This is a genomic window from Pseudomonas sp. MWU16-30316, from assembly GCF_020515645.1.
In the GTDB taxonomy this organism is placed as follows: Bacteria; Pseudomonadota; Gammaproteobacteria; order Pseudomonadales; family Pseudomonadaceae; genus Aquipseudomonas; species Aquipseudomonas cerasi.
In genome coordinates, this window is the sequence record NZ_JAIZAZ010000001.1 from 534248 (window position 1) to 560466 (window position 26219).

Consider the following 26219-nt stretch of genomic DNA (forward strand, 5'->3'; position numbering starts at 1 on the left):
ATGGGTTTGCAGTCCATGAAAGAACCAGTTGTGAACCCGATCCAGAATGAGTTCGATCAGTTCTGGAGCCAGCGTGGCGAATGGGTTGAAGAACCCAATGTGCGTCGCGGTGGAGAGAGTGGTGTGCAGCGGCTGGTCATGGACGATGGGCAGACCCTCTATGCCAAACGTCAGACAGGTCACATCTACCGTAGCCTGCTGCACCCGCTGGGCCGACCTACCGTGCTGCGTGAGCGCGAGGCGCTTGAGGGGCTTCGCAAGCTTGGCGTCGTCGTCCCCGAAGTGGTGTTTTGCGGTGCCGAGCGGGGCGAGGACAATGCCTGGCGGGCATTGCTGGTGACGGTGGCGCTGGAGGGCTTCGAGGAAATTGAAAAATGGCAGGCTGCCGGAGGGCGCGAGCGCCATGGCGAGCTGTTCTATGAGCGCGTGCTCAAGGAAGTGGCAGACACTCTGGCCCGCATGCACCTTGGCCGCTGGCAGCACAGCTGTCTGTACATCAAGCACATTTTCGTGCGGGTGACAGGGGACGGGCCGGACGCCAACGTCGAGGTCGCCTTGCTCGATCTCGAAAAGGGCCGTCGTCGCCTTACCGCGCAAGGCGCAGCCCAACACGACATGAAACAGCTACGACGCCATTCGTCATTCAGCGCTGCAGACTGGCAGAAGTTGATCTACTTTTATCAAGCAGCGTTTGGCAGCTCTATCAAAGGTTTAGAGTCATGAAGCTAGAAATGGCAAGAGGTCTGTTTATCTTCGGTGCGCTGGCAGTTGCCACCGTCGCCGTGGCGGCGCTTGAACAACCGTCCACCCGCATACTTACCACACAGCATGGCGAGGGCTACTGCCCACTGCCACGCGTGGCGAAGAGTCTGGTGAACGTACAGCCGGACCACGACCTTTTGCTGTTCATGTACAGCCTGGCGCAGGGTACCGGGGTTAAAAACTGAAGCCCTCACAGGCCCGGTATCTAACCCACCTCAGCCAGGTGAAGATGGTTGTCCCACAGCCCGGCCGGCAGGTCCAATGGCTGGGCCAGCAGCTGCGCCTTGCGGCAATCATAAAATCGGCAGCGTCCCTGGCCTGAGGTCACGACAAAGCCATCGGTCACAGCCCCCACGCCCGCGCAGTCCGGCAAGGGCGCATCCAGTTTCAATGCGCCACTGTCCAGATCCCAGATAAAGAAGCGGTTGCCGCGGGGTGCCGTCAGGGCCACCAGTCGCAGCTCGCTGTGTACTGCGACGCTGGCGGTGTAGTGGGCCATCGCGCGCAATTGCTCCTCTGCCACCGGAAACGCCTGGAATGGCTGGCCTGGACGCTTGATTGCCAGCAGCTCGGCCAACTCGTGGCTGTCGCCCATGAACTGCTGACCCGCGACGATGGTGCCATAGCTGGCGATGCCCATGTGGCGTACGCTGTTCATCTGTTGGGAAAGCGCTTCCTTGCTGAGCAAGGTGCCGTCACGCTGCATGATGACCAGGCTGGGTTGCATGGCATCGAGGTTCATCTCTACCCGACTTTCCGCTTCGGTGCGAATGCCGCCATTGGCGATCACCAGCGTTTCACCGTCCGGCATCCACGAGACCTGGTGCGGACCGATGCCATGCGTGGGGATCTCGGCCCAGTGCACCAGGCGCTCGTCAACGAAGCGGTAGACGCCCAATAAGCCGCGGCCTGGGTCACGGGTGTCGTTTTCCGTCGCATACAGCCATTCGCCGTCGCGATGGATCACCGCATGGCCGTAGAAGTGGCGGTCAGGCTGCGAAACGATGGTTTGCAGCAAGCGGCCATCGCGCAGATCGATCAGGTAGCTTTCAGTGCCAGGACGACGGGCGATGAACACCGCGAGTGGCAGGTCGGGATGATTGATGATGTCGTGGCAGCGCTGGCCCACCTGGGTCGCGAATACCTGCGTCCCGTCGAGCCTGAAACCCACCGCATAGTGCTTTCCGTCGCCATCGTCGCGAGCGGAAAGCAATAAGGGGCGTGTGTCTTTCTGCCGGAACAGTGTCCAGCCACCCAGCGTGCAGGCGCTGCGCAGAAGACTGCCGAGCGCCATGGCCTGACGTCGCAACATCACATGTACCTCTTGATCAATCGCCGTCGTTGGCGTTGAAACCCAACTGAATGCCGAGTGCCTTGGCCAGCTCGCCTTCGTGCAGGCGGTGCACGGCGTTCAGGCTGTCGTAAAACGCATTGAGTTGCTGGCGTCCTGCATCCGTGGCCAGCAGGTCGGCCAGTGGCGGCTTGAGTTCCGACAGCAATTTTCGGCTGTTAGCGTAGGCGGCGTCGATTTTGTCGGCCAGCGGTTTCTGCTCGGCGGGCAGCAGGCTGCGCAATCCCTTGTTGTCGACACCGGTCCACACCGTTTCGGCGCTGATCAGGCTGGCTTCCAGGCTGCTGAGCGACGACTTGCTGCGCCACGCATCTGCCTGGAATGGCTGCGGCTGCCCCTTGCTCTGACGACCCAGTGGCGTGCCAAGTTTCTTCTTCAGGCTGTCGAGCGCGGTGACCTGAACCCGCAGCAATTCGGCAATCGCCTCGTGGGAGTCGGCGTAGCGCTGATTGGGGAACTTGCTCAGTTGCGCGAGCATGCCGTCGGTGCTGTTCCAGCTGTTGAGGATTTCTTCGGCAAGCAGCTTTTGGCGCTCACCGATGGCCATCAGCAGCGGGCAGTAGCGCGCTTTCTGCTCGGCATTGGCCATGTCGATGTCAGCGTCGAAGAGGATGTATTCGTAGGCGGACAAACCCTGCACCACGACACTGGCCTTGGACAGTTCCTGAGCGGTGATCTGTGGCTGTGCAGTCACCAGTTGCTCGACCTGACGGCCCACCAGGTTTTTCTTGTCCGGCCAGAACTGTATTTGCCAGGCGCGGTTGCCTTCGGCCAGAGGACCGATCAACAGCGGTTGCAACTCTGCCCAGGTCTTCTGTGCTTTCAGAAAGTCGGCGCGGGCTGTGGCCAGATCAGTCTTGCCCTGGCAGAACGCCAATGCGCTGGCTGCCAACTGACGATCAGCCTCCACCCAACGGCTGTAAGTCGGCAGGATGACCTGTTTGGCAATCGCTGCGGACGTCACGGCCTGAGGATCGGATGGCGAGCAGGCACCCAAGGCAAGTGCCGCAAGGCTGGTCAGCAACAACTTGGGTCGGAACATGTCCGGCTCCTTATTTTTGAAAGAACGATGTTTGAACAGGAAGATTCTGCAAAGGGCGCAATCATAACGAATTCAGGAAGGCCAGCAGCGCTTCACGTTGCTGTGCGTCAAAAGCCAGAACCTGGCGCTTTGCCGCCTGGGCTTCGCCGCCGTGCCAGAGTATCGCCTCAAGCACGTTACGTGCGCGACCGTCGTGCAACAGTTGGGTGTGTCCGCTTACCGTGCCGGTCAGGCCCAGCCCCCACAAGGGCGGGGTGCGCCACTCACTTCCGCTGGCCTGGAACTCGGTACGGTTATCGGCCAGCCCTTCGCCCATGTCGTGCAGCAGCAAGTCGCTGTACGGGCGAATCTCCTGATTGGCCAGCTCAGGCTCGGAGGCGTCGCTACGGGTTTTGAAAGAGGGGGTGTGGCATTGCTGGCAGCCCGCCTGGAAAAACAGGTTCTTGCCTGCCAGCACCTGCGGGTCGTCGACCTTGCGACGTGCTGGAACAGCCAGGTTGCGGGTGTAGAACTCCACCAGACGCAGGATGTTGTCGCTGACTTCCGGTTCGCCATCCGGACCGTTGCCATTGGGCGCGGCCAGGCAATCGGTCTGGGCCGGCGTGCAGTCATCGAAAGGCCGCAGGCTGGTGGTCAGCCCCATGTCGCCGGAAAACGCGTGCACGTTCTGCTGGTTAAGGTTTGGCTGTCCGGCTTTCCAGCCAAACCTGCCCATCACTACTTTTTGCCGAGCATCGTCCCAGACCCAGTTGGGACGTCCCGAGATGCCATCGGCGTTCTTGTCATCGGGGTCGGCATTGGCAAGGATGGCCTCATCGGCAATGGCCTCGAGCAAGCCCAGGCCGATCATCGGCGGAGCTACGCGTGCCGAGATGTGCGTATCGGGGTGCATGGGGCCGTAGCCCAGCTGGGTAATCCTGAGGGTCGGCTGGCGCAGCTCGACGGCGGTGCCATCGCGAAATTCGACCGTCAGCGCATCGTACTCGACCCGCACCTTGCCCTCGGGCGCTACGCCGGGGTTCGACATGTCCTGCAATTGCCCGCCGTAAACCGGTTCGGGCAGCACACCGTTGCGCTTTATAAGGTCGGCATAGGCAGGGTCATCGGGAATCGACAGCCTGACCAGCATCGACACGGCATTGCTGTCGCCAGCTTCCGGCGGATGACCGCGACCGTCCTTGATATGGCAGTTCTGGCAGGCATTGGTGTTGAACAACGGCCCAAGCCCGTCGCGAGCCGTGGTAGTCGAGGGCGCAGTCACCCACGGGCTGCGGAAAAAGCTGTTACCGACACTGAAGTCCAGCCGCCGCACGGGGGACAGATTGGCCGAGGGCATGGAGAAAGCGTTCTGATCGCTCTTCCTGACGGTGGCGCTGCCAGCGGACAAGGCTTCTCCCGGCTCGGCGTGCGTGAAACGCGGGGCGTCATCGCATGCGCTCAGGACCAGGGTCGTGAGCAAGGCAAGTGACAGACGGAGCCGCGTAATCATAGACATCCTGCAACGGGGCGAAAAATCGGGGCGTGCAAGCTTAGCAGCCTCGTGCGGTTTGAATAAGAGGGATTATCGTTTGCCTGCTCTGACGTAATGCGTTGTTACGAATCTCTGAGGCTGGTCTGGTCCCGGCATTTTTGCCTATGCTGCACATGTCGAAGTTGACAGCACACACGCAGATAAAACACCCAGCAGAGACCACATCAATGGATAACCCGGAAAACAGCGCGTTCGTGACCACCACCGAGGCACTGGAAGCGCTCTATGGCCCGATTGCTCCTCCTTCCATGACCAAGGAAGTCGACCATATTCACGCGGTTTACCGGCCCTTCATCGAGTCGGCACCCTTTGTTGTGCTGGCCTCTGCCGGGCCTGACGGCCTTGATGCGTCCCCGCGTGGTGATCAGGCGGGCTTCGTGCATATCGAGGACAACAAGACGCTTTATCTGCCTGACCGGCGCGGCAACAACCGCATCGACACCTTGCGCAATATCATCAGCGACCCACGTGTCGCGTTGCTGTTCCTCATCCCTGGCGTGGGCGAGACCTTGCGGGTCAACGGAACAGCGCAGATATCGGTTCAGCCCGAACTGTTGTCGCGTTTCGAAGTGAACGGCCAAATGCCCAGGTCGGTGCTGCGCATCTCCGTGACCAGCGTGTACTTCCAATGCAGCAGGGCAACCATCAGGTCCGGTTTATGGGATGCAGCCCGGCACATCGAACGCAGCGCGCTGCCGACTGCCGGGCAAATACTAAAAGCGGTTTCGGCCGAGCAGATCGATGGTGACGCCTATGACAAGGCGTTGCCGGGACGCATTGCGGATACGTTGTATTGATCATGGCTGATACCGTATTGCGCCTCTTGTGGTCATGTCTTGATCAGACACCGGTTTTGCTCTGATTTTTTTCCTTCTCAAGAAAGTAGTCGAAGATACTCATACCCTTGCGAAGACTTTTGCGGACTTCTTCACTTTCCTTGATCAGCTCGGCGCTAGGAGATTGCCATTGTTCGCGGGGCAGGGGTTTGGACCAGTCCAGTACTGCTTTGGGAAATGCCGTTTTCGGCAGTTGCTTGACCCAGCTGGCGACGTGGCAGGGCAACGTCCAGCCGCTGAAAAACTGGATCAGCAGAAAGCCGAACAGGTAGCGCAAGCAGCCGTGGTCAAGCAGGTAGTCACGGCGACACATGTGGAAAAACGCCACAGTGCCTTCCTCCAGGTCAGTGCCCATCATGGGCTTTCGCAGGGCGCTCGGGCCTTCTTCCATGTAGGCGCGGATCGCTTCCCACTCGCTGACTGCCATGCCGAGCGTGAAGGTAGGCACCGTGAGCCACATCACCTGGCTATCCGAGGCGTCTATGAAGCCGATCATCAGAGCGAATTTCTGCTGAGTGCCGTATTGCGTTGCAACTGTGCTGCTGCTGACGCAGGCAATAACTTCTTCCCACGGGATGAACCGGGGTGGCTGGCCGCGCTTGGCGACATAGGCCACCTCGCGACGCTGGCGATTGAAGCGGATTGGGGGAGTGGAGATTTGGTGAATAGCTTGAAGTAAAAATAAGCTGTAGCTGCTTATCAAAAATGAAAAGAACCCCCAGATAGGCCAATTAGGTGAAAAGGCGGTGACTACGATTTCGAACACCGGGCGCCCAGTGTTTATATGATCAAGGGCTCCGAGCCCAAGACATATCGTGAAAATGAACAAAGCGATGCCCACGATAACGCCTAGGTAACAGCGAACTGAAAATTCTATTTTTGGAACGCCCATCGCAAAGTCAAGATAAACTTCATTGGTTGCTTGATGGAGTTGTTGCGGGCTAGTAACCGCCACCCCCGTTATTAAAGGAAGTGGTGCAAGATAAAAAATACTTGTGCTGGATTGATGTTCGGTATCGCCAGCTTGACGGGAGCGATTATAGTTATAATTGGTCATCCAGAAACTCTCTTTTGATCTGAACGGTCGGCAATGCAATTTTCTCCGTCTGGTAGGTTGGTACCGCTTTTATTGGTTTGTTTAGCACATCCATACCTAGTGCTATGCGGTAAGTTAGATATCCTCTGTCTGCGTTTAAGTAAGTTGATGCTAATGCTGGCTTAACAGCCAAGTGTAATGCCAACATGGCATTGTGTCCCTGCCAGCCTATTGGGATTTCCAGCGCCAATGTTAAAGGTGAAACAGAAAAAACAGACAGCTTATTGCGAAGCATCTCGCTAACATTCTGTTTATGAGATGAGTGTTGAAGCTCAGCTTCCCACCGTAGTGAAGTGTCTTCAAAGCTGGCTTGGGTCAAGCCTGGCAATACCAGGTGCAAACTACGTACAGATTCACCCTCTGTAAGTCCATGAGTAATACCGTTATCAAAAATAGTAGGCAGCAGGTTGATCTCTGCAAGTCGTTGTGAATGAGTGCTCCAATCCCAGGCTTGGGGCTCGTTACCCCACATACAGTAGAGCAACCACTGTTGCTGTTCCTCCAGGTTGGAGTAGTTGAATAGGGCCTCGCCGCCCAGCTGAAGTGCGGTGAAGGCGAGTCCCCAAGGTGTGAGCTGAATCGAAAGTCTTAGGAATCTTGGTCCTCTGGTAGACCACGCTATGCTTGCCACTTCTTTTTTAGAGTAAGTGGTATCAAGGTAAATATCCTTCAATATGCCTATCAGTTCTTTGCCGGTCTGTAGCGTCAAGGCAGCGTTCACGCCGGTAGCGCCAACGTCACCTGTCAGCGCCATGAGCGCTCCTATTTTTTCACCCGATGTGCTGTACATCAGCGCTGTTTGCCATTTTTCCCAATTATTCCATGCCGTACCTGCTCCGCCCAATAAACTCAGCGGAGCAATAAATGCTCCCAACCCCAATCCTATTTTTCCGAGACGAGCAGTGAGCAGCTTTCCTCCCGTTTCAGAACTTTCGACCGCTAGGGCTCGGAGAGCATTATCGATCATTGCAACGTACACCGCTTGAAAGACTGATAACGCTGCCGAAGCCACACTACTGAACCCACCGATAGCTATTACAATTTCTTTAATGGTTCTACGATTGTCAGAGCCACTCCAAACACTCCAAACCTCCCCCAGATTCCCAACCTGCAGACACACCGCCAGTAACGGAAAGAAACTCCCCTTCAACGCAGCCGCAGCTGCCCCTTGAGTCGCGTACCCCTTAAATGCTCCCGCCCGCAGCTTTTTAATTTCGTCATTGAGCGCTTGCAGTTGCGGGTCAGTGATGTCCAGTCGCACGCCAATCGCGCCGTTGCGCGGATTGCCGGTCGGGGTGATGGCTGTTTCCAGGTCTCGGCGCAGCGCGTTGCGCGTGTTGCGGGTCTGCAGCAGCCGTTGGTTGGTGTATTGCCTTTCGTAAAGCAGACCTTGATGTTGATCCGCTGTGAGTGTGCGGCGGTTGATGAGTTTGGTAAGGCGGTTGCGTTCTCTGATGAGGTCGTCTTCGCTGGCAAGCAGCTGATTCAAGCGCGCGAAGTTGTCGCGAAATTTTGTCACGTCGGCTTCGTCGGCAATTCGCAGGGTGACGGCTTCCTGCTGCAGCGCCACCAGCATGCCCAGTCGTTGGGCTCGATTGCTTGCTCTGCCGAAGTTGTCCAGATGCTGGCGTAGTTGCGGGCTGTTCAGCTTCTGTTGCATCTCAATCAGCCAACGCTCCAGATGCAGGGCGACGGCAGGGATGTAGCTGGCATTGACGGCTTGGTGCAACGGTAGTGCGGCGGGGTCCAGGTTCAGGCTGTTGGTCCAGTGATTACCCATGATGTGGCTGATATCAGCGATGCGCCTTTGCGCATCGGCCAATCCGTCGCTGAAGTTGCGAATATCATCCAGCCACTTGAGCAGGTTGCCTGATTTGGCGCGCAGAAAGTCCATGTCCAGACGCCCATAGAACACCGGCAGAACGTAGTGGGGGTTATCGTGAAAGTAGTCGCTGACCTTCCGCAGGCTTTCGTCGGTGCGGCACAGGTCGCGGGTGCAGTTGAGCTCCATCGCCAAGGCGCTTTTCAACTGGTCGGGATGGTCTGGATCGAAGTACCAGGCACTTCGATAGAGTTCCCCCTGAGTGAACAGGCTCACGCGATCGTGGGTAATATCGTCGAGTCGTTGCGTCCAGCGTTGAAGGTGCGAGCGCTCCTGGGACAGATAAGCGTGCATTTCTTGGTGGCGAACGAGATCGTAAATACCTCGTGAGCCGAGTCCGACGCCGTTCAGCGTGCCCTGGCTGTTCTTTTCCAGCGCTTCAATGTCGTCTTCCAGTTGTTCATGGAGTGGTTGGCCAAGCGCGAGCAGCATCTGTGAGTGCTTGTTTTCCATGTTCAGTCTGGCAAATCTGGCTTGCGGCCGTTCGGTGTAGGCGCCCCCGCGCATGGCGGAATACTGCCCCGCTGAAGTAGTCGCTGGCACAGGTCCCTGATGGTGTTCCCGGTGCCAGTCATTGCGCGCATTGAGGTAATCATAAATGCGGCTGCGTTGTTCAGGCGTGGTGTTCTTCAGCAGTTTCGAGTCCGGGTTTGTCTGCCGGGCAGTGTTGTCGCCAACGCTCATCAGTGTGTCAATGTAGCTGGCCGTTATGTAACGCATTTCATTGTCGTTACGCTCACGCCACTGGTTGAGCCAACCCACCACCTCGTCCTGTTCCTGCGCAAGGTCGCGCAGCATGCCGATGCTGTCGTCGAGTACCAGATACAGGTGATTCAGTTCGTAGTACGGGTTGAGTGTGTTTTTCAACTCGCCGATATGCGCCTCGCGAAACAGCGGCAGATGCTCCCAGACATAGTCCTGTTGTTCCTCCTCTGGCATATCGGGTGTAGTGCATTGTTGTGCCGGCAACTCGGCGAGTTCGGCAAGCTGCTCTCTGACTTGCTGTTCGACGCGAAGGTGGACGCCGCCTTGCTGGCAATCGGCTTCAGCCAGATTCACTTTCTGCATGAAATAGAAACGGTCTGCTGCGCTGTCCAGCACGCGGGTGCATTTGGCTGCTGTCCATTGCAGTTCGGCATAGGCAACATGCAACGTCGTATCGCGGGCAAAGATCAGGGTGTGCTCGCCAATCGTGGTCTGCCTGACATCCTGAGCGACTTCCCGGTCCTGCCAGAGCAGTTTGGTCGGTACGCCGCTTTCAAGGCGATACTCATGCAGATAGCCGCTGCTTTCATCAATCACATACAGATAGCCGTCACGTACCAGACGCAAGCCGAGCGGTCGTTTCAAGTCTCGGTAGCCGTCGGTATCCGAGGGGTTGTGAAGCCGTTCCACACGGCCGTAACGCAATGGCAATAGCTGGACTTTGGTGCCCATCAACGGGCAGTTACTCGTACTGTTGCGGGCATCAATATGGGTTCTTGCTCTGGCCTCCCAATAGGCTTTGTCTACAGGCGAAAGTGTTTTGCGACTCATGGCCGGGTTGCTCCGTGCTGTTCGCGACTGCGTTTCACTGCCAGCCAGTTGGCCTGTTGAATACGCTGAGATGGCGTCAAAAAGGACTTTTCATCCATCAGCGTTCTGATATCAGGATGCGAGTCGTCCGGCTGGGTAGCCAGAAAGCAGATGACGTTGGCGTAATGGAAAATATCCGCTTCGCTGTTGAAGCCTGCTTCATAGGCTGTGAAGGCCAGTGCATGCACATGGCCGTATCGCGACTTCAGACCTGTGGATGTGAGGTAGGCCGGAAAAAATGTGCGCAGGTGCTGGTCAAGACTGATCACGATCAGGCGAAACGCAACGTCACTGATGGCCTCCATCTGCCGATCGCTCATCCGATACAGGATCGTGTTGTCATGAATGGCTGACTCACCATGACGCTCGTGCTTTATCCAGTGTTCAGTGATGACATCTGCTGCATAAACACTGTCGATAGGGCCGAACAACCGATTATCGGTATGTGCCGGATGAAGGCCGAGCAGCGCGTTTGCGACGGGCGGGTCTGAAAGGTTCAAATAGCAGGCCTCGCCTGCTGGTTTGTCAACGAACACCAGCCAGCGCAGATGGTCAGCCACCGTCTTGTGGCTGGCATCACTGAATAGCAGCAGACCCCATTCTTCGCGCGCGTGAGTCAGGAAACTTGAAAATGTCGGGTCGTATGGGCCATCGATCTGAATCAGGGCGGGCGAGATATCCAGCAATTCGCTGAAGCGGGTTTGCAGGAACAGCAGTGTGCAGACAGGGGAGGAGTTCCACTCGAAAAGCTTTCTTCTCAGATCGGGAAGATTGATGGCGTTGAGCAGCAAATAGGCGTTTTTCGCCCATGGCAGATCTTCAGGGCCGGGTTCAAATTCAAACATGAGCGCGCTTTGAAGGGGAACGAGGCGCGGATACTCGGTGGTGTGGTGTCTGCCTTCAATACCCGAAAACCAGTTTAGGAAAGGCCCTACAAAGATCACTGAAAGATCTTTGGCCTACGGGTCGATCAGACACAAAAAATGCCGGTCAGCGAACTGACCGGCATCGATGGTTATCGCAACAAACGCGGTTGATCAGAACTCGTGATCGGCGTTGTCCGGGTTCAGGTCAGTGATGCCCAGCTTGCCAGCCGCCTGTTCGATGGCGCCTGTCTGTTTGACCAGCGCGGCGATGGCGTCACGCACCACCTGATTGCCTGCGGTGTTGCCGGCAGCGATCAACTGGTCGAAATGCTCGCCCTTGTTCGCATGATCGACGATGACCTGCAACTTGGCCTGCGTGTCGTCCAGGTCGGCGCGCAAGGTGGCGTCGGTGGCGGGATCTACCTTGGCGACCAGAGACGAAAGGCTCGGCCCGCTGACCTTGCTGCCGTCGGTGCGGGTGTACTCGCCCAGGTAAACGTTGCGAATGCCCTTGCCGTTGTAGAAGTGCGAGTTGTGCGTGTTGTCGCTGAAGCAGTCGTGTTCGTCTTCGCTGGAGTTGGCTTCCAGTGCGACTTTCATGCGCTCGCCCGCCAGTTCACCCAGCGACAGGCTGCCCATGCCGAAGAGCATCTTGCGCAGGCCGCTTTCACCGGGTTCGGCTTCCAGCGTGGCGCGGTAGTTGTCGGGCACGCCGGCCTTCCAGTTACCGGACATTTCTTCGAGGTCGCTGACCAGCAGGTCGGTGACGGCCTTGAGGTAGGCACGGCGGCGATCATTGTGGCCGCCGGTCGCGCCAGCGCCTTCCAGGTAATCGCTGGCCGGACGTGCGCCGGCACCAGGGCCGGTGCCGTTCAGATCCTGGCCCCAGAGCAGGAATTCGATGGCGTGGTAGCCGGTGGCGACGTTGGCCTCGGAACCGCCCAGCTCGTTCAGGCTGGCGAGTTTTTCGGAGGTGATTTCCTTCACGTCGACCTTGTCTTCGCCGACCTGAATTTCGGTGTTGGCGATGATGTTGGCAGTGGCACCCGGGTTGCCCAGCGCGTGCTGGTAATCCTTGGCCACATAGTCGATCAGGCCTTCGTCCAGGGGCCAGGCGTTAACCTGTCCTTCCCAGTCGTCGATGATGGTGTTGCCGAAGCGGAAGACTTCGCTCTGCATGTAGGGCACACGCGCAGCGATCCACGCTTCGCGGGCCGCTTTCAGGGTTTCATCGTTGGGCTTGGCCAGGAAGGCGTCGACGGCAGTGCTGAGTTTTTTCGCGCCGGCCTCGGCATCGTCGAACACGGCGGACACCATGTTGGCGTAGTTCGCGACCACAGCCTTGGCCGCCGCGTCGTCAGTCTGGGCAGCGGCTGCCGGAGCAGGGGCCGCAGGCGTCACAGCCGGCGTCGCCGGAGCAGCGGCTGGCGCGGGTGCCGGGGCGGCAGCCTTGTCCTTGCCTTCGCCACAACCGGCGAGAGAGATAGCGATGGCCAACAGACTAGCGGTTGCCAGAGGCATACGAATCATGACGGAATCCTGCGTCGATAAAGGTGGTGGCGGGGTGCGCCCATAAAATCTGCGACATAATGCGAAAGATTTGCATTCGGTGTAAAGGCAAAAAGCCTGTGTCGGCGTAATCGGACATCCGGCAGGTTGTAACAGTCGGTTTCAAGATGACGTGAATGGCCGGAAGTGTGCAGGTCGGCTCACAGGCTGGTGGCGTGGTCCTGACGCGACTGCTTGAGGTAGGCCAGCAACTCCCGACCCTGCAACGGCTTGCTGTACAGATAGCCCTGGCCTTCATGACAGCCCTCGGTCACCACGTAGGCCTCCTGCTCGACGGTCTCCACGCCTTCGGCAATGACTTGCATGCCCAGGCTTTTGCCCAACTGGATAATGGCTCGCACGATGGTGGCGTCATCGTCGTCGTCAATCAGGTCCTGCACGAAGCTGCGGTCAATCTTGATCTTGTCCAGCGGCAGACTTTTCAGGTAGCTCAGCGATGAGTAGCCGGTGCCGAAGTCATCAATGGCAATCAAGGCGCCGGAGCGTCGCAAGCTCAACAGGTGCTGGGCGGCGGTGTTGATATCTTCCATCAGCCCGGTTTCGGTCACTTCCAGTTCCAGGCTGCGCGGTGGCAAGCGATAGATCTGCAGCAGGTTGTTGACCACACGCGGCAACTCCGCGTGATGCAACTGCACAGTCGACAGGTTGACTGCCATGCGCAAGTCGGTAAAACCCTGGTCGAGCCATTCGCGCAGTTGGCGGCAGGCCTGATCCAGCACCCATTCCCCGATGGTGATGATGCTGCCGTTCTGTTCGGCCAGCGGGATGAATACGTCCGGCGGCACCAGGCCATGTTCCGGATGCTGCCAGCGGATCAGCGCTTCCACGCCGACGATACGGTGATCGCGATAGCTGATCTGCGGTTGATAGACCAGATACAACTGATTGAGTGGCAGGGCTTCTCGCAGGTCTTTTTCAAGTTCGCGGCGGCGGCGCATTTCGCTGTCTACGCTGGCGATGTAGAACTGATACCGGTTACGCGAGCGGGCCTTGGCCAGCGTCATGGTCTGCTCGGCTTTTTGCAGCAGTTTCTCGGTGCTGTCGCCGTCTTCGGGAAACAGGGTGATGCCGATGGTTGCCCGCAGTCGAATCGGTTGATCACCGACGATGAACGGCGCTTCCAGCTCATCCAGAATATTTTGCGCCAGCTCTGCCGCCTCGTAGGGCTGCTCGATGTTGGATTGCACCAGCGCAAACTGGTCGCCGCCCAGGCGCGCCAGTGCCCCGAGTCGCACGCTGTGCGCGCGCAGACGGTCAGCGAGTGCGAGCAGCAATTGATCGCCGGACTGGTAGCTGAACTGTTCGTTGATGCCTTTGAAGTCATCCAGACCCACGCACAACACCGCCACTCGGTGTTGCTGGCGTCCTGCATCGTCCAGAATCCTGTCCAGCCCGGTCTGCAACTGAAGTCGGTTGGGCAGACCGGTGAGGAAATCGTATTGCGCCATGCGCTGCAGATTGTTTTCGGCCTCATGGCGCAGGTAAGTGTGGCGTTCGATGGAGGCCAGCAACTGGTTGGCGGTGTTGACCCAGATCCCCAATTCGTTTTTCTCGTGGCCTTTAAGCAACGGCAATTGGTGTTCGCTGGGGCGGTCGGGGTTGATCGCGATCAGGTGCTCGATGATCTTCGACAGCGGCTTGGTCAGCAGCCAGTGATAGACCAGATACAGCACCAGCCCCATTGCCAGCGCACGCAGCACGCCCGCGACAAAGATGATTCCGGCATTGACCAGAAAGCTTTCACCGTAATTGGCCGTGTCCAGCGTGATGCGCAGGTCGCCGTAATACTCGCTGTAGGGGCTGCGGCCTACCAGTTGAGTGGTGAAGCTGCGTTCCTGGCCAAGGATGAGGTCTGTCAGCCACCGCGTAGGGGACGTCTTCAGCGGCCGGTCTTTCTCGGCGAGCAGGCTTTCGTTAGGGTGCCCGATGGACGCCATGCGCACGGAGTCATCCTGGAACAGGCCTTCGATGACCTGCATGCCCATCTCGCGGTCCAGGCTGTAGACGGCCTGTGTCGACGGATCGCGGAACATGCCGAGAATTCGCTCGGCGTCGCTCGCCACAGCCTGACGTGTCTTGTAGGCGTCGAAGACGATTTGCGCACAGCTGAGCAGGACGCCTACCAGAAGCGCCGAAAGCAGCACAACGCGCAGCAACTTTACCGACAGGCTGTTCTTGAGTTCCAGCTTCAATGGCCGTTCCTTAGTTAGTGTCGGAGGGCATATCGCCTCATGACCCTCGAAAAACCAGACCCGCACGACGTGACCTTGTCACAACCGGTGCGCCTGGCTGATCTTCGCGTTCCTTGCACCTGCTGGCCAAAGCCACCTCAATGCGTCGGGTGGCCAGGTAGGTAACTAGAGCAGAACACTGTAAAGAATTACGTCATAGAGAATTAAGTTGTATTACGAGTCAGCGAGCGTTTTCCGACAATACACAAAGTACGAGCGGCAGGCGAAAAAAGATTTGCGATTCGCCTGACCGGCAGGCAGGCGGTTGACGTTATATGTGAAACAAACGTCTGGCAGGCGGCCCTTACAGGCCTGGAAACATAAAAAACCCGACGCGAGGCCGGGTTTTTCGATGAGGCTGGAATCAGGCTGCGAATTGCTTGGCCACGAAGTCCCAGTTCACCAGGTTCCAGAACGCTTCTACGTACTTCGGACGCAGATTGCGGTAGTCGATGTAGTAGGCGTGTTCCCACACATCGCAGGTCAGCAGCGGGGTGTCGCCGCTGGTCAGCGGGTTGCCGGCACCGATGGTGCTGGCCAGTGCCAGGGAGCCATCAGCCTTCTTCACCAGCCAGCCCCAGCCGGAGCCGAAAGTGCCGATGGAAGTCTTGCTGAACTCTTCCTTGAACTTGTCGAAGGAACCGAACGCCTTGTTGATGGCTTCGGCCAGAGCGCCGGTAGGCTCGCCGCCAGCATTAGGAGCCAGGCAGTTCCAGTAGAACGTGTGGTTCCAGACCTGAGCGGCGTTGTTGAAGATACCGCCCGAGGAGGTCTTGATGATCTCTTCCAGGGTCTTGCCTTCGAACTCGGTGCCAGGCACCAGGTTGTTCAGGTTCACGACGTAGGTGTTGTGGTGCTTGTCGTGGTGATATTCCAGAGTCTCCGCAGAAATGTGCGGCACCAGAGCGTCTTTGGCGTAGGGCAGTGGCGGCAATTCAAAAGCCATGGTTTATCTCCTTTCAGGTCAATTGCGGTAGTCGCACGGCCGATCACGGGCGGCCAGATACAGCATGCACCGGGAGTTTTACTCTTTTGCGGCGCAGACCCCGGATCATAGCACCGGGTCTGCGCCTTAACCACGCAACAACTGTGTGGGATAGAGGTTCCCCCGGGTTTGACTCTGCGGTCATGAAATCCGTCAGGTCGAGCGGATCAACTGCACGGCCACGCTGAACATCATCACTGCGATCATCAGGTCCAGCATCCGCCAGGTGGCAGGTCGGGCCAGCCAGGGAGCCAGCCATGCCGCGCCCAGGGCGAGGCTCGAGAACCACAGCAGCGAAGCGCTGGCTGCGCCGGCGACATACGCGCCAGGCACGCCCTGTTGTGCGCCCAGCGAGCCAATCAGCAACACGGTGTCCAGATAGACGTGCGGGTTGAGCAAGGTAACGGCCAATGCGCTGAGCAACACGGTGCGCAGTGATTTTCTGCCAACCGCTGCGCTGTGTTCCAGGCTCTGCCGCGAGCAGGCGCGGCGTAATGCCTGCAGGCCATACCAGCTCAGGAATATCACGCCGCCCCAGCGTGCCACCGCCAGCAGCATCGGATTCTGCGCCAGCACATTGGCCAGACCGAACACGCCTGCAGCCACCAGGATGGCGTCGCAGAAAATGCACAGCATCGCCACGGCCACATGATGTTCACGACGCAGGCCCTGAGCCAGCACAAAAGCATTTTGAGTACCGATAGCCATGATCAGGCCTGCCGCGATCAGCAGCCCATTGAGGTAGCTTTGCCACATGAGGATGTTCCATTGAGCGGATTCAGGTAGCCATTCTCAGAGGGTGAGGGTTATAAGGAAAACCAATAATCTTCATCGCTCATTAGGAAAACTGATGTTCGACTACAAATTGCTGTCGGCGCTGGCGGCCGTGATCGAGCAGACCGGGTTCGAGCGCGCCGCTCAGGTGCTTGGGCTTTCTCAGTCAGCAGTCTCGCAACGCATCAAATTGCTGGAGGCGCGCATTGGCCTGCCGGTGCTGGTACGCGCCACGCCGCCGAGCCCGACCGACATCGGCCGGCGCCTGCTCAATCACGTGCAGCAGGTCCGCCTGCTGGAGCGCGATCTGCAAAGTCAGGTACCGGCACTGGACGAGGAGGGCATGCCCGAGCGTTTGCGAATCGCCTTGAATGCCGACAGTCTGGCAACCTGGTGGGCGCCGGCCATTGGCGCGTTTTGTACGCAACACCGTTTGCTGCTGGATCTGGTTGTCGAAGATCAAGACGTAGGCCTCAAGCGCATGCGCGCCGGTGAGGTGGCGGCCTGCCTGTGTGGCAGCGAGCGTCCGGTGGCGGGGGCCCGCAGCCAGTTGCTGGGGGCCATGCGCTATCGGGCGCTGGCCAGTCCCGCGTTCATCGCCCGCCATTTCCCGGACGGTGTCAGCCCAGAGACGCTCGCCAGATCCGCTGCCTTGGTATACGGCCCGGACGATCTTCTGCAGCATCGGTATCTGGCTATGTTGGGTGTTCAGGACGGCTTCGAGCATCATTTGTGTCCTTCCTCCGAAGGTTTCATCCGTATGATCGAGGCGGGCATGGGCTGGGGGCTGGCGCCCGAGTTGCAGGTGCGCGACCAGTTGCGCAACGGCACGCTGCTCGAATTACTGCCGGACCGTTGCATCGATGTGCCGCTCTACTGGCATCATTGGCGCAATGGTGGGCAGCTTCTGACGCGCCTCACCGAACATCTTGCGCAACATTCGGCTCACTGGCTGGTGCCGCTGAGCGAAGACTGATCGTCAACAGGATCATGTGTAATCCATGCAGGCAGGGTTTTGCCTTTCCTGCAGACGCGTTAACGGAGCGGTAAATGAAGATTCTGGTCACCGGCGCGAGCGGCTTCATCGGCGGACGCTTTGCGCGTTTTGCCCTTGAGCAGGGCATGAGCGTGCGGATCAATGGCCGTCGTGCCGAAGGTGTCGAGCACCTGGTCAGGCGCGGTGCCGAGTTTATTCAGGGCGACCTCGCCGATCCTTATCTGGTGCGCGCACTGTGCGATGACGTGGAAGCGGTCGTGCATTGCGCGGGCTCGGTCGGTACGTGGGGACGTCGCCAGGATTTCATGCAGGGCAACGTGCAGCTCACGGAAAACATCGTCGAGGGCTGCCTGAAACAGAGGGTGCGAAGGCTGGTTCATCTATCTTCGCCGTCGATCTACTTTGATGGCCACTCGCACCGTGGCATCAAGGAAGAGCAGGTGCCCAAGCGCTTTCACAATCACTACGCGGCCACCAAGTATCTGGCCGAGCAAAAGGTCTTCGGTGCCGAAGAGTTCGGGCTTGAAGTCATTGCCCTGCGGCCACGCTTTGTCACCGGCGCGGGCGATAACAGCATTTTCCCGCGTCTGCTGCACATGCAGCGCAAGAGGCGCCTGGCGATTGTCGGCAACGGCTTGAACGTGGTGGATTTCACCAGCATGCAGAACCTCAACGAAGCCCTGCTGAGCAGCTTGCTGGCAACGGGTTCTGCACTGGGCAAGGCCTACAACATCAGCAATGGCACGCCGGTCCCGCTGTGGGACGCGATCAATTATGTGATGCGGCAGATGCACTTGCCTCAGGCCACCCGTTATCGTTCATACGGGCTGGCCTACAGCGCTGCGGCGATCAATGAGGCCGCCTGTATGCTGTGGCCGGGCAGACCTGAACCTACCCTGTCGAGAGTGGGCATGCAGGTCATGAACAGGGATTTCACGCTTGATATCAGCCGCGCCAGGCATTATCTGGATTATCAGCCCCAGGTCAGCCTGTGGACGGCGCTGGATGAATTCTGTGGCTGGTGGCAGGCACAGCACGCGATCTGAAAGCGGTAATGGCACAGTGAGATTGATTCTGCGCTGTTGTTATACTGCCCAACTTTGATCTACGAACTTTGATTTAACAGCTTCCTGAAGGGTTATTCATGCGCAACGATCCCTACGACGACGTCGATGACGTTCCCAGCCTGAGCGCCAAGGACGATGATGACGACTTCGCGCCGAGCAATAGCGCACGCGAGCGCACCACCGTCTATTCGCGCACCACGCCTGTAGTCAAGGTCAAGGCGCCGAGCACCGGGCCTTTGTGGGCGTTGGTCGGTGCGTTGTTCATTGCTTTCTGCGGTCTGGGTTGGTGGAGCTTTCAGCAGGTTTCTCTGATGGAGCAGCAGTTGGTGGCGACTCAGGAAAGCTTTGCGCGCATCAGCGAAGAAGCGGCGGGGCGCTTGCAGGATATTTCCGGCAAGGTGGTCGCGACCGAAGCGCTTTCCAGTGATGGAGAGGCGCTCAAGCAGCGTATCAAGTTGCTGGAAGCGCAACTGGAAGATCAGGACAAACAACGCGAAGGCGTTGAAGGTCAGCAGGGCAGTCTCGACAAACGTCTGGAGCAGATGGCCGCGCAAACCGCCCAGCAGCAGAGTGAAAACGCGCAGTTGCAGGAACAGCTCAAAAGCGTTGTCGCTGAACTGACCACGCTCAAGGCCGCGTTGCCTGACCTGAAGACCGCTCAGGCGGATCAGGGCAAGCTGGATGCGCAGATCAAAAGCGTGGCGGCCGATGTCGCCACGTTGAAAAAGCAGGGCAACCCGTCTGCCGCTGTCGAACGCCTGGAGCAGGACCTGATGGTGCTGAAAAGCGAACAGGAAAACCGCCCGGCGCCTTCGGCAGAAGCCAATACGGCCGAGTTCGATGCGTTTCGTGCTCAGGTGACTCGTAACATCAATACCCTGAACAGCCAGATCCAGAACCTGTCGCAACAGCTCAACGCACGCCGTTGACCTTGGCATCCTCTGCCGCCTTCAGTGCGGCAGTTCGCCGAGGGAGCGCTGGCCAGTAAATCCAGGTGCAGATACGAAGAAACCCCGATTCCTGCGAATCGGGGTTTCTGGTCTTACGACAGCGGTTTACATCCGTGAGTAGTCGATGTAGCCGACTGGCCCTTTGCCGTAGAACGTTTCCGGATGGGCTTCATTCAGAGGCGCATCGCTGGCCAGACGCTCGGGCAGGTCCGGGTTGGCGATGTAAGGCACGCCAAAGGCAATGGCGTCGGCCTTGCCTTCTGCCAGCCAGGCGTTGGCAGTGTCCTTGGTGAATTTCTCGTTGGCGATGTAGACGCCGCCGAAATCCTTCTTCAACTGTGGGCCAAGGCTGTCTTCAGCATCACGCTCACGGGCACAGATGAACGCGATACCGCGCTTGCCGAGCTCTTTAGCCACGTAGCTGAAGGTTTCGGCGCGGTTTGCATCGCTCATGTCGTGCATGTCGAAGCGAGGCGAGAGGTGAACGCCTACACGGCCAGCGCCCCAGACTTCGATGACGGCATCCGTGACTTCCAGCAGCAGACGCGCACGATTTTCCACCGAACCGCCGTACTCGTCGGTGCGCTGGTTGGTGCCGGTCAGCAGGAACTGTTCAAGCAGATAGCCGTTGGCGCCATGCACTTCCACGCCGTCGAAGCCCGCCGCCTTGGCGTTTTCCGCACCGACGCGATAGGCCTCGACGATGTCACCGATTTCCGCCAGTTCCAGCGCCCGCGGGGTTGGCAATGGGGTGATCGGACGCATCAGGCTGACATGGCCTTCGGCTGCGATTGCACTTGGCGCGACCGGGGTTTCGCCGTTCAGGTAGGCAGGGTGGGAAATACGGCCCACGTGCCACAACTGCAGGGCAATGCGGCCACCGGCGTTATGCACTGCCTTGGTGATGTTGCTCCAGCCACGCACCTGATCGTTGGACCAGATGCCCGGGGTGTCGGGGTAGCCCACGCCCATTGGCGTCACAGAGGTGGCTTCGGTCAGGATCAGGCCCGCCGAGGCACGCTGAACGTAATACTCGGCCATCATCGCGTTCGGTACACGGCCTTCATCGGCACGGCAGCGCGTCAGTGGGGCCATGATGATGCGGTTGGGCAGTTGCAGATCGCCCAGGGTGATCGGGTCAAAGATAGTCGTCATGTGTCGAATCCTCGTAATTGATCAATGCGTAGCAGGTGCCAGCTCGGGGTTGCCGGTCTGGCGAAAGGTAATCAGGGTAATCAGCAGCGCCAGCACGGCCAGGATGGCGGCGGCCAGCGGTACGCTGGTCAGGCCCAGACCGTGGGCGATGACGCTGCCACCGACCCAGGCGCCCAGCGCGTTGCCGACGTTGAAGGCGCCGATGTTCAGGGTTGACACCAGGTTCGGTGCGGCTTTGCCGAACGTCACCACGTTGATCTGCAGGGCCGGGACGGCGGCGAAGGCCGCGACTGCCCAGAGGAACAGCGTGATTTCAGCCGGGATCAGCGCGGTGCTGGTCCAGCTGAGTACGGTGGAGATCACCGCCATCGAGACGAATACGCCAATCAGCGTGGACGCCAGGCGGCGGTCGGCCATCTTGCCGCCAATCACGTTGCCGGCGGTCAGGCCCAGGCCGATCAACAGCAGGGTCCAGGTCACGCCGTTGGGCGATACGCCGGTGACTTCGCCGAGCAGTGGGGCGATGTAGGTGAACAGGGTGAACATGGACGCTGAAAACAGCGCAGTCATGGTCAGCGACAGCCAGATGCCGGCCCCTCTGAGGGCGCCGAGTTCAGCGCGCATGTCGAGCTTTTCTTCGTTGCGGTTGGTCGGCAGGAAGCGGATCAGGCCGATCAGCGCAATCACCCCGATGACCGTGACGGCCCAGAAGGTCGAGCGCCAGCCCGCGTATTGACCCAGCGCAGTACCCAGCGGCACGCCCAGTACGTTGGCCAGTGTCAGGCCGGTGAACATCAAGGCCACCGCTGAGGCACGCCGGTTGGCGGGCACCAGACCTGCGGCAACCACCGAGCCGATGCCGAAGAACGCACCGTGACACAGTGCAGTCACCACGCGGGCGAACATCAGGACGTTGTAGTCACTGGCCAGCGCACAGAGCAGATTGCCGATGATGAAAATCCCCATCAGCGTGACCAGCGCGGCCTTGCGCGGCAGTTTTGCCGTGGCCATGGCCATGAACGGTGCACCGACAGCGACGCCCAGCGCATAGCCGGTCACCAGCCAGCCTGCACCGGGGATCGATACGCCGAGGTCGGCTGCCACATCGGGCAGCAGGCCCATGATGACGAATTCGGTGGTGCCGATGGCGAAGGCGCTCAGAGCCAGAATGAGTAGCGAAAGAGGCACGGGGCAACTCCTGGTAAACGTTGGAAAATCAGGTCGGGTTGTTCAGTTCTTCAACCAGCGCCTGAACGAATGCCTGTATGACTTCTTCGTTGCGTCTGAAGAAATGCCATTGGCCGACCTTCTTGCTGCTGATCAGACCAGCGCGTTGCAAGGTCGCCAGATGGGCCGAGACAGTGGATTGTGACAATCCCGCACGCTGATCGATCTGTCCGGCGCACACGCCGTGTTCGATCGAGTACTCCTGGGCGGGAAAGCTCGCACGCGGGTCTTTCAGCCAAGTCAGGATTTCTCGGCGGACCGGGTGGGCCAGGGCTTTTATTATGTCGTCGAGGTCGATCTGCATGTCGTTCTCACAGGCGGTGTAGCGATATATCGCGATAGAGCGAACCTTATATCTATATTTCGCGATATACAAATATGATTATGTGCTTAGGATCAGCCAAATCGCTATATCGGGTTATAACGATATATGGACAGCGGGCCCGAAAGCGGCCTAGGCTTGCAGCCATGAACTACTTGGCACATCTTCATCTTGGCGGGCACCGGCCCGCCCAATTGCTTGGCAGCCTGTATGGCGATTTCGTCAAAGGTCCGCTGCCGGGACGTTTTCCTGCGGAACTGGAGGCGGCGATTCGTCTGCACCGCAGCATCGACGCCTTCACTGACAGTCATCCGCTGATCAAGGCCTCCATTGCCCGCTTTCCGCTCCAGAGACGGCGCTATGCCGGCATCATGCTCGATGTTTTTTTCGATCACTGCCTGGCGCGCGACTGGCATCGTTATGCCGACCTGCCGTTGGACGCATTCACCCGCAAGGTCTATGGCACGCTGGCTGCCGAGCCACAATTGCCCGAGCGGCTGGCGCTGATCGCACCGCGCATGGCGGCGCAGGACTGGCTGGGGTCGTATCGGGATTTCGGAGTGCTGGAGCAGGTGTTGAGCGGGATATCCCGACGCCTGTCAAAACCCGAAGGGCTGGCCGGCGGCATGCAGGAACTGCAGGCGCTGTACCAGCCCTTGAGTGCGGATTTCGCCGAGTTCTATCCGCTACTCGAGGATTTCGCTCAGGCCGCTCGGGCCGGACGCGAAACCTCGTCGCTCGGCTGAACCGGCGGCTCGCCAAACAACGCCACCTGAACGGCCTGCTGGGCCTTGAAGGCCAGTGCGGCGCGTTCCTGGTCAGCGGTCGGAATCGGTGTCAGCAGGTGAATATGCACATCGCTCTGCTCGTTGGCGAACAGTCGGCGCAAGTGCGACAGCAAGTCATCGTCGCCAATGAAGGGGGCGATCGGGTCCGGCTTGCCGTCACGCGAGTAACCAATGGCCACCGGCTGGATCGGCACGCCAGCGTCGATGGCGCTGGACAGCAGACGACCGTGAAAGGTGCGCAGGCTTTTGCCGTCCGTGGTGGTGCCTTCGGGGAAGATCAGCAGCGCGTTGCCTTGCTGCAGATGGTTGCACATCTGCTTCTGGATCAGACGGCTGTCGCCCGATCCGCGACGAATGAACAGCGTACCGGCCTTCAGCGCCAGCCAGCCCGCTACCGGCCAGGTCCGCACTTCGGCCTTCGACAGAAACGACAGCGGCGCGAGCATGCCGAGCAGGGCGATGTCGGTCCATGACACATGGTTGCTGACCCACAGCATGGGTTGGGTTGGCAGTTGACCTGTCACGGTGACGCGAAACGGCAGGGCGTTGGTCAGGCGTGCCATGAACCAGCGGCTCCAGCGCTGCCTGCGCTCCATCGAACCTCCGATCCTGGTGCGTTCCAGGACCGCGAACGCGCTGGCAATCGTCAATCCGAGCGCTACGACCAGTAGCACCCGGACTACGCGGGCATAGCCGCGCAACCGGCTCATCACACGGCCGCCTTGAAGTGGCGGGCATAGCGCGGGCACAAGTCGTCGCGCTTGAGCAGGATGAACACGTCGGCCACCTGGAAGTCTTCGTCCCAGCACGGTTCGCCGCAGATCTTGGCCCCCAGACGCATGTAGGCCTTGAGCAGCGGTGGCATCTCGCAGATCACATTGCTCGGGATGTCGAGGGTCGGCAGCGGATTCTTCGGCTCGGCGCGCAGGTGCTCGTTGCACAGGTAGCGTTCGCGCAGGCGTTGCATGATCGCATGGGCCTGAATACCGCCGTCCTGCATCGGGATGCTCGCGCAGCCCATCAGGTAGCTGTAACCGCCTTCGTTGAGCACCTCGGCCAGTTCGCTCCACAACACCGCGATGGTGCCGCCGTTGCGATAGGCCGGATCGACGCAGGTGCGACCCAGTTCGAGGATCGGCCCTTGCAGATTGACCAGCCCGTGCAGGCTGAATTCCTCTTCGCTGTAGAAGCGTCCCAGCGTGTTGGCGGCCTGATGGTCGAGCAGCCGGGTCGTGGCAACCAGACGCCCGGTGTTCAGGTCGCGTACCCCGATGTGCGAGCAGTGAACATCGTAATCGTCGATGTCCAGGCCTTGTTCAGCGCCGTTGAGACGGGCGTTGAACTCTTCGCTGAACACACTGAAACGCAACGCCTGTGCTTCCTGCAAGGCGCGCGCTCCAATCAGGCGCTCGGCCTGAAGACGACGTTCAGAAGTGTTGTCACGAATGCGGGCGATCTGGGTCATACGAATCTCCATGAGCCAGCCTTGCAGATGCAGAGAGGGCTGGTTGACTGATTTGTCCAGGCGCTTTGCCGTACTTGCAGGCTAGGGAGATGGCGTGTCATGCCTGTGAAGCTTTGGTGATGGTTGTGTGACGGGAAACGCTGTGGCCATTTCCTCTGCGTCTGCTCTTGGGTTGATAGCTGACTGTCATGAAACGCTGATACGGTGTGCGGATAATTCTGTAGAGGCCTTGTCATGCCGCTTGGATTTGTCCGTCTGTGTCTGGTTCTGATTCTGGGTTTCAGTACCCAGGGCGTCGTTGCTCAAACATGGCCGACAGAGCAATGGCCTTCTCAGTCTGTGCCGCGATCTGCGGCCATCGAAGAGCTCGAGGCCTACGCCTTCCCGCCCCGTGACGACGCCACGCGCAAGGGCATTCGCACCGATGCGCTGCTGGTGATTCGTGATGGCGAAGTCGTGTACGAGCGCTACGGCGGTGTGACCACCGCGCAAACGCCGCACCTGACCTGGTCGATAAGCAAAAGCATCATGGCGACGGTGCTGGGGGTGGCGTTTGCAGAAGGACGCTTTCAACTGAATGATCCGGTGGCGAAGTTCTACCCGCCGTTCAAGGCGCACCCCGATATCGCCATCAAAGACCTGATGCACTGGGCTTCGGGTCTGGATTGGCAGGAAGACTACGAATACGCACCGCTCAACTCTTCGGTGGTCGCCATGCTCTACACCCGCGGGCGCGACGACATGGCGCGCTTCACCGCCGATCACCGCGCTGCCCACCCCCCCGGCAAGACTTACCTCTACTCCAGCGGCGATAGCACCGTTCTGGCGGCGGCCTTGAAAAAGATGGTCGGCGATGATGCTTATCCGGGTTACCCATGGACCGCGCTGTTCGACCCGCTCGGCATCCGCAGTGCGGTCTGGGAAACCGATGGCGCGGGTACATTTGTAGGCTCTTCCTATGCCTACATGACCGCCCGCGATCTGGCCCGCATCGGCCTGCTGATGCAGCGCGGCGGGCAATGGCAGGATCGGCAGTTGCTCAACAAGGAGTGGATGGGCTTCGTGCTGACGCCGTTTGCCGGTGAGGGCGTGGATGCCAGTGTTGAAGTGCCCGCTGGCCAATGGTGGCTCAACCGAACTGCCGATGGCGGCAAAGGACCGTGGCCAGACGCTCCCCCTGACACCTTCGCGGCATTGGGGCATTGGGGGCAGGCGCTGTATGTGATTCCCGATCAGAAGCTGGTGATCGTGCGCTATGCCGATGACCGCGACGCTACCTACAACCACAATGAGATGCTCAAGCGCGTACAGGCCGCGTTTGGCAAGGAGGGCGGTCAATGAGCACGCGCCGAATGTTCATCCTGCGCCGTCCCTTCAGCAGCCTGCTGTTGCTGATGGTTGCCGCACTTGCCGTGCTCGCCTGGCAGTACCGTGTGAACCTGCAGGCGTTCCCGACCATCATCAGTGCCTACACCGCCAAGGAATACTGCTCGTGCAGGTACGTCATGAATAATTCCGAAGCGTATTGCCAGGGCTACATCAAGCAGTATCTGCCCAGCACGCTGGTCGACGACAGCAGTCAAAAACGGGTCATTGCCAGCGGCCTGGGACGCACCAGCAGCGCGTCCTGGCAGGGTGAGCGACAGGGTTGTCGCCTGCTGCCATGAGGGCCTGATGAATTGCCGCCGAACGCGGGCGTTTGCCAGCGGTCAGACAGGCGGATAAGGTGGCCCTCAATTGCACGTCTG

24 protein-coding genes are annotated in these 26219 nt (G+C 59.2%); 9 read left to right on the plus strand and 15 right to left on the minus strand.

Annotation, left to right across the window (positions count from 1 at the left end; all coding sequences use genetic code 11):
• Both LCH65_RS02590 and LCH65_RS02595 read left to right on the plus strand, forming a co-directional pair.
• Nucleotides 1-723, plus strand: coding sequence for a lipopolysaccharide kinase InaA family protein (locus LCH65_RS02590; RefSeq protein ID WP_058416203.1), 723 nt, complete (start codon nt 1-3; stop codon nt 721-723).
• Nucleotides 720-947, plus strand: coding sequence for a hypothetical protein (locus LCH65_RS02595; protein WP_003363953.1), 228 nt, complete (start codon nt 720-722; stop codon nt 945-947). Before LCH65_RS02590 ends, LCH65_RS02595 begins: the two co-directional genes overlap by 4 nt.
• A gap of 20 nt (nt 948-967) precedes the next feature.
• Here LCH65_RS02595 and LCH65_RS02600 read toward each other — a convergent pair whose 3' ends face one another.
• From LCH65_RS02600 to LCH65_RS02610, 3 genes are all read right to left on the minus strand, one after another.
• Nucleotides 968-2074 (minus strand): DUF1513 domain-containing protein, encoded by a 1107-nt coding sequence (locus LCH65_RS02600; RefSeq protein WP_226439109.1) that lies wholly within the window; start codon nt 2072-2074, stop codon nt 968-970.
• A gap of 16 nt (nt 2075-2090) precedes the next feature.
• Nucleotides 2091-3155, minus strand: coding sequence for an imelysin family protein (locus tag LCH65_RS02605; RefSeq protein ID WP_003413318.1), 1065 nt, complete (start codon nt 3153-3155; stop codon nt 2091-2093).
• 61 nt (nt 3156-3216) lie between these two features.
• Nucleotides 3217-4644 carry a di-heme oxidoredictase family protein gene (locus tag LCH65_RS02610; RefSeq protein ID WP_226439110.1) on the minus strand — a complete coding sequence of 476 codons (1428 nt, stop codon included), beginning with the start codon at nt 4642-4644 and terminating at the stop codon, nt 3217-3219.
• Nucleotides 4645-4853: 209 nt separating this feature from the next.
• On the opposite strand from LCH65_RS02610, the gene LCH65_RS02615 reads away from it, so the two are divergent.
• Nucleotides 4854-5483, plus strand: a complete 630-nt coding sequence (locus tag LCH65_RS02615) for a pyridoxamine 5'-phosphate oxidase family protein (RefSeq protein WP_058416206.1) — start codon at nt 4854-4856, stop codon at nt 5481-5483.
• 43 nt (nt 5484-5526) lie between these two features.
• Here the strand turns inward: LCH65_RS02615 and LCH65_RS02620 are convergent, their stop codons facing one another.
• The 7 genes from LCH65_RS02620 to LCH65_RS02650 all read right to left on the minus strand — a co-directional run bounded on the left by LCH65_RS02620 (nt 5527) and on the right by LCH65_RS02650 (nt 16482).
• Nucleotides 5527-6579, minus strand: a complete 1053-nt coding sequence (locus tag LCH65_RS02620; RefSeq protein ID WP_226439111.1) for a DUF6708 domain-containing protein — start codon at nt 6577-6579, stop codon at nt 5527-5529.
• Nucleotides 6566-10036: a toxin VasX gene (locus tag LCH65_RS02625; protein ID WP_226439112.1), complete on the minus strand. Its 3471-nt coding sequence runs from the start codon at nt 10034-10036 to the stop codon at nt 6566-6568. The genes LCH65_RS02620 and LCH65_RS02625 overlap by 14 nt, the downstream gene beginning before the upstream one ends.
• Nucleotides 10033-10920: a DUF4123 domain-containing protein gene (locus LCH65_RS02630; protein ID WP_226439250.1), complete on the minus strand. Its 888-nt coding sequence runs from the start codon at nt 10918-10920 to the stop codon at nt 10033-10035. Before LCH65_RS02630 ends, LCH65_RS02625 begins: the two co-directional genes overlap by 4 nt.
• A 192-nt stretch (nt 10921-11112) precedes the next feature.
• Nucleotides 11113-12471, minus strand: coding sequence for an imelysin family protein (locus LCH65_RS02635; RefSeq protein ID WP_003431423.1), 1359 nt, complete (start codon nt 12469-12471; stop codon nt 11113-11115).
• A gap of 179 nt (nt 12472-12650) precedes the next feature.
• Complete coding sequence (locus LCH65_RS02640) at nt 12651-14702, minus strand: GGDEF domain-containing phosphodiesterase (protein WP_226439113.1); 2052 nt, start codon at nt 14700-14702, stop codon at nt 12651-12653.
• 403 nt (nt 14703-15105) lie between these two features.
• Complete coding sequence (gene sodB / locus LCH65_RS02645; protein ID WP_003313497.1) at nt 15106-15687, minus strand: superoxide dismutase [Fe]; 582 nt, start codon at nt 15685-15687, stop codon at nt 15106-15108.
• Nucleotides 15688-15879: 192 nt separating this feature from the next.
• Nucleotides 15880-16482 carry a LysE/ArgO family amino acid transporter gene (locus tag LCH65_RS02650; RefSeq protein ID WP_096106006.1) on the minus strand — a complete coding sequence of 201 codons (603 nt, stop codon included), beginning with the start codon at nt 16480-16482 and terminating at the stop codon, nt 15880-15882.
• Nucleotides 16483-16576: 94 nt separating this feature from the next.
• On the opposite strand from LCH65_RS02650, the gene LCH65_RS02655 reads away from it, so the two are divergent.
• The 3 genes from LCH65_RS02655 (at nt 16577) to LCH65_RS02665 (ending at nt 19493) form a co-directional block, all read left to right on the plus strand.
• On the plus strand, nt 16577-17476 hold the full coding sequence (locus LCH65_RS02655) for a LysR family transcriptional regulator ArgP (RefSeq protein ID WP_122266519.1): 900 nt from the start codon (nt 16577-16579) through the stop codon (nt 17474-17476).
• A 74-nt stretch (nt 17477-17550) separates the two neighbouring features.
• Nucleotides 17551-18543, plus strand: a complete 993-nt coding sequence (locus tag LCH65_RS02660; protein ID WP_003363927.1) for an NAD(P)-dependent oxidoreductase — start codon at nt 17551-17553, stop codon at nt 18541-18543.
• 98 nt (nt 18544-18641) lie between these two features.
• Nucleotides 18642-19493, plus strand: coding sequence for a hypothetical protein (locus LCH65_RS02665; protein WP_003363925.1), 852 nt, complete (start codon nt 18642-18644; stop codon nt 19491-19493).
• A 126-nt stretch (nt 19494-19619) separates the two neighbouring features.
• On the opposite strand, the gene LCH65_RS02670 is transcribed toward LCH65_RS02665, so the two are convergent.
• Genes LCH65_RS02670 through LCH65_RS02680 form a run of 3 tightly spaced genes read right to left on the minus strand, consistent with a single transcriptional unit; the run spans nt 19620 to nt 22200 of the window.
• Nucleotides 19620-20669, minus strand: coding sequence for an alkene reductase (locus LCH65_RS02670; protein WP_226439114.1), 1050 nt, complete (start codon nt 20667-20669; stop codon nt 19620-19622).
• Nucleotides 20670-20690: 21 nt separating this feature from the next.
• Nucleotides 20691-21857, minus strand: coding sequence for an MFS transporter (locus tag LCH65_RS02675; protein ID WP_003431415.1), 1167 nt, complete (start codon nt 21855-21857; stop codon nt 20691-20693).
• Nucleotides 21858-21885: 28 nt separating this feature from the next.
• Entirely contained in the window at nt 21886-22200 is a 315-nt protein-coding gene (locus LCH65_RS02680) for a helix-turn-helix transcriptional regulator (RefSeq protein WP_003363918.1), read from the minus strand.
• Nucleotides 22201-22364: 164 nt separating this feature from the next.
• Between LCH65_RS02680 and LCH65_RS02685 the strand changes: the two genes are divergently transcribed.
• A complete protein-coding gene (locus LCH65_RS02685) occupies nt 22365-22964 on the plus strand; it encodes an ACP phosphodiesterase (RefSeq protein ID WP_003431412.1) in 600 nt (199 codons plus the stop codon).
• Here LCH65_RS02685 and LCH65_RS02690 read toward each other — a convergent pair.
• Complete coding sequence (locus tag LCH65_RS02690; protein ID WP_058416562.1) at nt 22922-23716, minus strand: lysophospholipid acyltransferase family protein; 795 nt, start codon at nt 23714-23716, stop codon at nt 22922-22924. The two genes, LCH65_RS02685 and LCH65_RS02690, sit on opposite strands and share 43 nt — an antisense overlap.
• Complete coding sequence (olsB, locus tag LCH65_RS02695; protein WP_003405915.1) at nt 23716-24471, minus strand: L-ornithine N(alpha)-acyltransferase; 756 nt, start codon at nt 24469-24471, stop codon at nt 23716-23718. Before olsB ends, LCH65_RS02690 begins: the two co-directional genes overlap by 1 nt.
• Before the next feature lie 234 nt (nt 24472-24705).
• On the opposite strand from olsB, the gene LCH65_RS02700 reads away from it, so the two are divergent.
• Nucleotides 24706-25812, plus strand: coding sequence for a serine hydrolase (locus LCH65_RS02700; protein WP_058416563.1), 1107 nt, complete (start codon nt 24706-24708; stop codon nt 25810-25812).
• Nucleotides 25809-26138 (plus strand): hypothetical protein, encoded by a 330-nt coding sequence (locus LCH65_RS02705; RefSeq protein ID WP_003363909.1) that lies wholly within the window; start codon nt 25809-25811, stop codon nt 26136-26138. The genes LCH65_RS02700 and LCH65_RS02705 overlap by 4 nt, the downstream gene beginning before the upstream one ends.
• The last annotated feature ends 81 nt before the right edge of the window (nt 26139-26219 follow it).

Bases quoted from the DNA above. Each gene is read 5' to 3' on its own strand.
- LCH65_RS02630 (WP_226439250.1), bottom strand. From the start codon at position 10,920: ATGTTTGAATTTGAACCCGGCCCTGAAGATCTGCCATGGGCGAAAAAC.
- LCH65_RS02690 (WP_058416562.1), bottom strand. From the start codon at position 23,716: ATGAGCCGGTTGCGCGGCTATGCCCGCGTAGTCCGGGTGCTACTGGTC.
- LCH65_RS02625 (WP_226439112.1), bottom strand. From the start codon at position 10,036: ATGAGTCGCAAAACACTTTCGCCTGTAGACAAAGCCTATTGGGAGGCC.
- LCH65_RS02655 (WP_122266519.1), top strand. From the start codon at position 16,577: ATGTTCGACTACAAATTGCTGTCGGCGCTGGCGGCCGTGATCGAGCAG.
- LCH65_RS02600 (WP_226439109.1), bottom strand. From the start codon at position 2,074: ATGTTGCGACGTCAGGCCATGGCGCTCGGCAGTCTTCTGCGCAGCGCC.
- olsB (WP_003405915.1), bottom strand. From the start codon at position 24,471: ATGACCCAGATCGCCCGCATTCGTGACAACACTTCTGAACGTCGTCTT.
- LCH65_RS02705 (WP_003363909.1), top strand. From the start codon at position 25,809: ATGAGCACGCGCCGAATGTTCATCCTGCGCCGTCCCTTCAGCAGCCTG.
- LCH65_RS02590 (WP_058416203.1), top strand. From the start codon at position 1: ATGGGTTTGCAGTCCATGAAAGAACCAGTTGTGAACCCGATCCAGAAT.
- sodB (WP_003313497.1), bottom strand. From the start codon at position 15,687: ATGGCTTTTGAATTGCCGCCACTGCCCTACGCCAAAGACGCTCTGGTG.
- LCH65_RS02635 (WP_003431423.1), bottom strand. From the start codon at position 12,471: ATGATTCGTATGCCTCTGGCAACCGCTAGTCTGTTGGCCATCGCTATC.
- LCH65_RS02680 (WP_003363918.1), bottom strand. From the start codon at position 22,200: ATGCAGATCGACCTCGACGACATAATAAAAGCCCTGGCCCACCCGGTC.
- LCH65_RS02700 (WP_058416563.1), top strand. From the start codon at position 24,706: ATGCCGCTTGGATTTGTCCGTCTGTGTCTGGTTCTGATTCTGGGTTTC.
- LCH65_RS02615 (WP_058416206.1), top strand. From the start codon at position 4,854: ATGGATAACCCGGAAAACAGCGCGTTCGTGACCACCACCGAGGCACTG.
- LCH65_RS02685 (WP_003431412.1), top strand. From the start codon at position 22,365: ATGAACTACTTGGCACATCTTCATCTTGGCGGGCACCGGCCCGCCCAA.
- LCH65_RS02670 (WP_226439114.1), bottom strand. From the start codon at position 20,669: ATGACGACTATCTTTGACCCGATCACCCTGGGCGATCTGCAACTGCCC.
- LCH65_RS02650 (WP_096106006.1), bottom strand. From the start codon at position 16,482: ATGTGGCAAAGCTACCTCAATGGGCTGCTGATCGCGGCAGGCCTGATC.
- LCH65_RS02665 (WP_003363925.1), top strand. From the start codon at position 18,642: ATGCGCAACGATCCCTACGACGACGTCGATGACGTTCCCAGCCTGAGC.
- LCH65_RS02620 (WP_226439111.1), bottom strand. From the start codon at position 6,579: ATGACCAATTATAACTATAATCGCTCCCGTCAAGCTGGCGATACCGAA.
- LCH65_RS02610 (WP_226439110.1), bottom strand. From the start codon at position 4,644: ATGATTACGCGGCTCCGTCTGTCACTTGCCTTGCTCACGACCCTGGTC.
- LCH65_RS02605 (WP_003413318.1), bottom strand. From the start codon at position 3,155: ATGTTCCGACCCAAGTTGTTGCTGACCAGCCTTGCGGCACTTGCCTTG.
- LCH65_RS02595 (WP_003363953.1), top strand. From the start codon at position 720: ATGAAGCTAGAAATGGCAAGAGGTCTGTTTATCTTCGGTGCGCTGGCA.
- LCH65_RS02660 (WP_003363927.1), top strand. From the start codon at position 17,551: ATGAAGATTCTGGTCACCGGCGCGAGCGGCTTCATCGGCGGACGCTTT.